Here is a 6,420-nt window from a genome sequence, read left to right as displayed (position 1 = left end):
CGGCGGTTGACACGCGCCGGGCGCGTGGAGGAGGGCCGGGGTGCCGACGCCCGTGTCCGATTCCCGCTCCTGCTCGACGCCGCCGCGTGCGAGGCTCGATCGGCGTGGCGCTCCTCGGGATCCTGCTGCTGCTCGTGCTCGCCTACGTGGTCCTCGGACTCGGCGTCAGCGCCGCGGGGATCTGCGCGGTCATCGCCCTCGTCCCGCTGACCGTGGTTCTGCTGGGCGTCCGCTGGGTCGACCGGTGGGAGCCGGAGCCCGCGCTGGGCCTGTGGTTCGCGTTCCTCTGGGGTGCGGCCGGATCCGTCGCGATCGCGCTCCTGGTCGATCTCGGCGTGCAGATCGCCGTCTACGCGTCCGGGCAGCAGCCGAGCGGATCCGACTTCGTCGGCGCCGTGATCCAGGCGCCGCTGGTCGAGGAGACGGCCAAGGGGATCGGCGTCCTCCTCGTCCTGCTGATCTGGCGCCGGACCTTCGACGGACCCGTCGACGGCATCGTCTACGCGGCCGTCGTCGCCTCCGGGTTCGCCTTCGTCGAGAACATCCTCTACTTCGGCAGCGCGCTGGTGGAGGGCGGTCTCGGCTCGCTCGCCGTGACCTTCTTCCTCCGCGGGGTGCTCTCGCCCTTCGCGCACGTGCTCTTCACCGCCTGCACGGGCGCGGCCCTCGGCTTCGCCTCGAACCGGCCCGCCGTCGCGCGGCTGCCCATCGCCCTGCTCGGGCTGGCGCTCGCCGCGTTCCTGCACGCGCTCTGGAACGGCTCGTCGTTCCTGGTGTCCGACTGGTTCGGCTTCTACGGCGTGGTCCAGGTGCCGCTGTTCGCGGTCGCCGTGGTCGTGGTGGTGCTGCTGCGCCGGCAGGAGCGGCGCGTGACGCTCCAGCGGCTCGACGACTACGCCGTCGCCGGCTGGCTCTCGCCGGCCGAGGTGCGGATGATCGGTACCGCGGAGGGGCGCCGCACCGCCGCCCGCTGGGCCCGCAGCGCGGGAGGGGATCGGCCGCGGGCGATGCGGGACTTCCTCCGCTCGGCGACGAGGCTCGCGCACCACCGGCAGCACCTCGTGCTCGGCCGCGGCGGACGCACCGGATCGGTCGACGAGCAGGTCCTGCTCGACGAGCTCGTCGCCCGCCGGGCGGTGCTCACCCGCTGAGCCGGGGCCACCCCCGCTCAGCCCCGGCGCGCTAGGCGGAGGCGCTGCGCACGCGGCGCTCGCCGGCCGTCACGGGCACGCCGAGCCGGTTCTGCGCGGGCGGCAGCGGGCAGTTGTAGTGGGGCGAGAAGCCGCACGGCGGGATGTACGCCCGGTTGAAGTCCAGGAGCACCGGACCGGGGGCACCCGCGTCGGCCGCGCCGCCGATCCGCTGCACGACGAGGAAGCGGCCGACGGGGTAGCTCGCGAGCTCCGGGTCGTCGCTGCGGTTGGTCGGATCGCCGAACGGGACGAGGAGCGTGCCGCCGTCGTCGAACGCCGCGACCGTGTACTCGCGGGCGCGCCCGTCGTCCACGAGCGAGAAGGTGATGTCGCCGGGCACGACGAGCTCGCGGGTGGCGCCGTTGTCGCGCAGGTGCTCGAACGGGACCGTGCGATCCTCGGCGACCGGCTCGAACCACGCCTCGAGCACCCAGGCGGCGTCGAACGGGAAGGTCTCGATGGCGTCGAAGGAGCGGATGCCGTCGGAGGCCGCGTCCCAGACGCGGTAGCCGTACTCGGGCTCGCCGGTGTCGAGGTTCTCGCGGCGCATCCGCGTCAGGGTCGCCGAGGGGCCGTAGCCGGCCAGCGCCTGCTCGTCGTCGACGCTCTCGCCGGGCTCGAGCCAGCGCGTCTCGACGAGGGCGAGATCGCCCCGGGGTCCGGTGACGCGCTCGACGCGTCGGGCGAGCCACGACTCCCAGCCGGCGCGTGCCGACTCCGTGAGGTCGATCGAGGCGCGGGAGGGGGCGGTGACGCTGCTGCTCGGAGTGGCCATGGGGCGTGCAACGCGGGGCCGTCCGGTTCTCTTCCCGGTCGATGACCGGACGGAGGACGGACACCCGCGAGAAAGAGCTCGACGCCCTGCGGCAGCGGCGGGGCCGGCTGCTCGGACGGGGCGTCGAGCTCTTCGTGAGAGAGAGGATGCTCCTCCGCGGCGCCGAGCGCAAGAGGCATCCGGATCCCGCTGTGGGCACGGGCCGCTTCGGATCGCTCGGTAGACTGGACCGCCTGTTTTCCCGCGGCCCCCGGAGCGCATCCCGCGCCTCCCGGCCCGCGGCGGCGGACCCTCGGAAGGCGGACGATGACGGACGGCAGCACTGTGCAGGCCACCGAGCTCTCTCGGGAGCGCGACTACGTGGCGGCGCTCTACGCCCGCCTCGACGAGCTGATCGCCCAGGCCCGCGAGGCTCTGGACACCGTCCGCATCGAGAGCGTCGGCGGCAACCACCAGAGCCGCTCCGAGCGCGACGCGTACGCGCGGCTCTACGAGGACCGCATCCGCTCGCTCACCGGCGCCGACGACCGGCTCGCCTTCGGCCGGCTGACGCTCGCGGACGCCGACGCCGAGCACCGCTACATCGGCCGGATCGGCCTGCGCGACGAGGAGCAGGACACGCTGCTGCTCGACTGGCGCGCCCCGCAGTCGGCCGCGTTCTACCAGGCCACCGCTGCCCGGCCGATGGGGACGCGCGCCCGGCGCCACCTCACCACTCGGGGCCGCGAGGTCCTCCGCTTCGAGGACGAGGTCTTCGACGAGGAGCTGCTGCGCGAGGGCACCGTGCTGCAGGGCGAGGGCGCGCTCATGGCGGCCCTCGGCGCGCAGCGCACCGGCCGGATGCACGACATCGTCGCGACCATCCAGAGCGAGCAGGACCGCATCATCCGGTCCGAGCTGCGCGGCGTGCTCGTCGTGCAGGGCGGGCCGGGCACCGGCAAGACCGCGGTCGCCCTGCACCGGGCCGCCTACCTCCTGTACTCCTACCGCGACCGTATCGCCTCCTCCGGCGTGCTCGTGGTCGGCCCCTCGCGGTCCTTCCTCCGCTACATCGAGGCAGTGCTGCCCTCGCTCGGCGAGACGGGCGTCGTCCTCTCGACGCTCGGCCAGCTCTACCCGGGCCTCGACCTCGTCGAGGAGGACGTGCCCGCGGTCGCCCGCGTGAAGGGCTCGGCGCGGATGGCGGAGCTGCTCAAGCGCGCGGTCCGCTCCCGCCAGACCGTCCCGGCCGAGACCCAGGTGCTCGACGTCAACGGCGAGAAGCTCCGTCTGGAGCCGCAGGACGTGGAGCGCGCGATCACCCGGGCGCGCGACACCCGCAAGCCGCACAACGAGGCGCGCGTCTCCTTCGTCAAGACGCTGCTCTCGCAGCTCACCCGCCAGCTCGCCGATCAGCTGCGGAGCCACGGCAGCACGGTCGACGAGGCCGACGAGGCGGTGCTGCGCGAGGACGTGCGGACCGCCCACGACGTCCGCGTCGCTCTCAACACCGCGTGGATCCCGCTGACCCCCGAGAAGCTGCTGCAGGACCTCTACGCCCGTCCGAACTGGTTCGCGACGCTCACGCCGCGCTGGACCGCCGCGCAGCGCTCCCTCCTCCGCCGCGACCGCGACGCTCCGTTCACGGTCTCCGACGTGCCGCTGCTCGACGAGGCCGCGGAGCTGCTCGGCGCCTACGACGACCACGCCGACGCCTCGAAGAAGGCCGAGAAGGAGCAGCGCAAGCGCGACGTCGAGAACGCGGAGGCCGCGATCCGCAACATGGGCGTCGACGGCCTCGTCAACGCCAAGGACCTCGCGGCCGGCTTCGCCGAGCGCTCGGTGCTCGGCACCACCGCCGAGCGGGCCGCGGCCGACCGCACCTGGACCTACGGGCACGTCGTGGTCGACGAGGCGCAGGAGCTCTCGCCGATGCAGTGGCGGGTGCTGCTGCGCCGCTGCCCGATGCGCTCGTTCACGATCGTGGGCGACGTCGCGCAGGCGTCCGGCGCCTCCGCCGCCTCGAGCTGGGACGCCGCGCTCCGCGACACCTTCGGCCGCCAGGGCCGGGGAGTGGAGGCCGCGCCGTGGCGCCTGGAGGAGCTGACGGTCAACTACCGCACGCCCGCGCAGATCGTCGCCTTCGCCGAGCGGACGGCGCGCGAGAACGGGCTGGAGATCACGCCGGGGGAGGCCGTGCGCTCCACCGAGTGGCCGGTGCGGACGATCCACGACCGCGGCGACGCGAGCCTCTCGGAGCGCGTGCTGGCGGCCGTCGTCGAGGACCGGGCGATCGAGGCGGAGGGGACGCTCGCGGTCATCGCGCCCGACGACGACCTCGCCGCGATCGCCGAGCGCCTCGAGGAGCGGTTCGGCCGGGAGGTGGGCCGCGGAGCGACCGGGCTCGACCGCGCGATCGCCGTGCTGTCGACGAACGACGCCAAGGGGCTCGAGTTCGACTCCGTGATCATCGCCCGCCCTCGCCTCATCGCGCAGACCGGCGAGCGCGGCGCCGCATCGCTCTACGTCGCGATGACCCGGCCGACGCAGCGCCTCACGCTCGTGGAGTGAGTGCTCGCAGCCCGCTCCCGGACTCCGCTCCCGAGCGCCGTAGGATCGAGGCATGAGCAGCGAGAACCTGACCAAGCCCGAGGTCGACGCCCCTGAGGGCCCGGCCCCCGACACCCTCGTCGTCGAGGACATCGTCGTCGGCGACGGCGCCGAGGCGCAGCCCGGCTCGACCGTCGAGGTCCACTACCTCGGCGTCGAGTACGACACCGGCGAGGAGTTCGACTCCTCCTGGAGCCGCGACCAGTCGATCAACTTCCCCCTCAACAACCTCATCCGCGCCTGGCAGCAGGGCATCCCGGGGATGAAGGTCGGCGGCCGCCGCAAGCTGATCTGCCCGCCCGCGCTGGCGTACGGCCCGGCCGGTGGAGGGCACCCGCTCTCCGGCAAGACCCTGATCTTCGTGATCGACCTGCTCGGCACCAAGTAGCTCCGAGCACACGACGAAGGCGCAGCTCCTAGCGGGGCTGCGCCTTCTTCACGCGGTCGACCAGTTCGCGCCAGGCTCCGTCGAGCTCGGTCTCACCGAGGCGGACGTGGTGCGTCTGCACGCGGATCTCGTAGACGAAGCGGTCGGCCCGGCCGGGGGACTCGCCGTCGGCGGCGTCCCAGGGGAGCGAGCCGAGCAGGTCGCGCCAGGCGCCCTCGTCGGGCTGCTGCTCGACGTCGACCCGCCACACGCGGCGGAGGCCGGCGAATCCGCCGCTGCGCGACACGATGACGTCCATGCGCGCGATGCTACCCGCCTCCGCCCTCGAGCGGACCGGCTCAGACGGACAGCGTCACGCCGACCGTCGTCCAGCCGGTGCGCACGGCGGCCTCGACCTCGGAGCCGGATCCGTAGCGCTCGGCGGCGGCCTGCACGGTGAGCGCGGCGAACGCCTCGAAGTCGGCCGTCGCGGTGAGGACGCCCCCGGTCAGCACGTCGTACCAGACCTGCCCTGCGCGCTCCCACGCCTTCCCGCCGAGGGTCGTCGCCGCCACGGCGAACGCGCGGTTGGGGATCCCCGAGTTGATGTGCACTCCGCCGTTGTCGTCGTCGGTCTCGACGTAGTCGGCCATCGAGCCCGGCTGCGGGTCGGAGCCGAGGACGTCGTCGTCGTACGCGGTGCCGGGGGCGATCATCGACCGCAGGGCCGTGCCCTGCACCTCGTCGGTGAAGAGCCCCTCGCCGATCAGCCAGCTCGCCTCATCGGCGCTCTGGCCGGCGCCGTACTGCTCCAGCAGGGCTCCGAACACGTCCGAGACCGACTCGTTGAGCGCCCCGGACTGGCCGCGGTAGACGAGGTTCGCCGTGTACTCGGTGATGCCGTGGGCGAGCTCGTGGCCGATCACGCTCTGCGAGACGGTGAAGCGGCGGAACACCTGGCCGTCCCCGTCGCCGAAGACCATCCGCGAGCCGTCCCAGAAGGCGTTGTCGTAGTCGTCGCCGAAGTGCACGGTCGCGTCGAGCGGGAGCCAGGCGTCGTCGATCGAGTCGCGGCCGTACGCGCCCTGCAGGAAGGCCGACATCGCGCCGAGGCCGTCGTACGCCTCGTCGACGGCCGCGTCCCCCGTGGCCGCCTCGCCCTCGCGGCGGACGACCGTGCCGGGCAGGGTCTCCTCGGTCCGCGCGTCCGCGATGGTGCGCTGGAGGGACTGCACGCGGGTGCGCGGCGAGGACGACGCGGCGGCGGTCGGCGCCCCGCGGTCGGGCGCGGGCTCTCCGGGCCGGACGCGCCGGAACGGCACGTCCTGCTCGAGCGAGCGGCTCGCGGCCCGCGCGGCCCGGGCGAAGGCCGGATCGTCGAGGCGGGCGATGCGGACGAGGAGGTACGGCGGCACGACGGTTCGTCTCATGCCCCGATCCTGGCACCGACGTCCGACACGGTCCCGGGCTCGCCCGGCGGGCCCGCATGCGGTAGC

At 73.8% G+C, this 6,420-nt stretch carries 6 protein-coding genes; 3 read left to right on the top strand and 3 right to left on the bottom strand.

What is annotated here, in order from left to right; all coding sequences use genetic code 11:
- Positions 1-104 precede the first annotated feature (104 nt).
- Complete coding sequence (locus C5C27_RS02485) at positions 105-1,151, top strand: PrsW family intramembrane metalloprotease (protein WP_181133423.1); 1,047 nt, start codon at positions 105-107, stop codon at positions 1,149-1,151.
- A 31-nt stretch (positions 1,152-1,182) separates the two neighbouring features.
- Here the strand turns inward: C5C27_RS02485 and C5C27_RS02480 are convergent, their stop codons facing one another.
- Positions 1,183-1,968: a DUF1684 domain-containing protein gene (locus C5C27_RS02480; RefSeq protein ID WP_104239030.1), complete on the bottom strand. Its 786-nt coding sequence runs from the start codon at positions 1,966-1,968 to the stop codon at positions 1,183-1,185.
- A 306-nt stretch (positions 1,969-2,274) separates the two neighbouring features.
- Here C5C27_RS02480 and C5C27_RS02475 point away from each other — a divergent pair, with 306 nt between their 5' ends.
- Positions 2,275-4,518 carry a UvrD-helicase domain-containing protein gene (locus tag C5C27_RS02475; RefSeq protein WP_104313519.1) on the top strand — a complete coding sequence of 748 codons (2,244 nt, stop codon included), beginning with the start codon at positions 2,275-2,277 and terminating at the stop codon, positions 4,516-4,518.
- Between the two features lie 52 nt (positions 4,519-4,570).
- Complete coding sequence (locus tag C5C27_RS02470; RefSeq protein WP_104226280.1) at positions 4,571-4,945, top strand: FKBP-type peptidyl-prolyl cis-trans isomerase; 375 nt, start codon at positions 4,571-4,573, stop codon at positions 4,943-4,945.
- A 28-nt stretch (positions 4,946-4,973) separates the two neighbouring features.
- Here the strand turns inward: C5C27_RS02470 and C5C27_RS02465 are convergent, their stop codons facing one another.
- Together C5C27_RS02465 and C5C27_RS02460 are read right to left on the bottom strand one after the other, a co-directional pair.
- Positions 4,974-5,243, bottom strand: coding sequence for a protealysin inhibitor emfourin (locus C5C27_RS02465; protein ID WP_104283800.1), 270 nt, complete (start codon positions 5,241-5,243; stop codon positions 4,974-4,976).
- 40 nt (positions 5,244-5,283) lie between these two features.
- Positions 5,284-6,354: a M4 family metallopeptidase gene (locus C5C27_RS02460; protein WP_104313517.1), complete on the bottom strand. Its 1,071-nt coding sequence runs from the start codon at positions 6,352-6,354 to the stop codon at positions 5,284-5,286.
- Between the last annotated feature and the right edge of the window lie 66 nt (positions 6,355-6,420).

The organism is Rathayibacter sp. AY2B7 (genome assembly GCF_002931635.1).
In the GTDB taxonomy this organism is placed as follows: domain Bacteria; phylum Actinomycetota; class Actinomycetes; order Actinomycetales; family Microbacteriaceae; genus Rathayibacter.
Note: the sequence above shows the minus strand (reverse complement) of the source record. Positions and strands in the feature narration are given on the sequence as shown.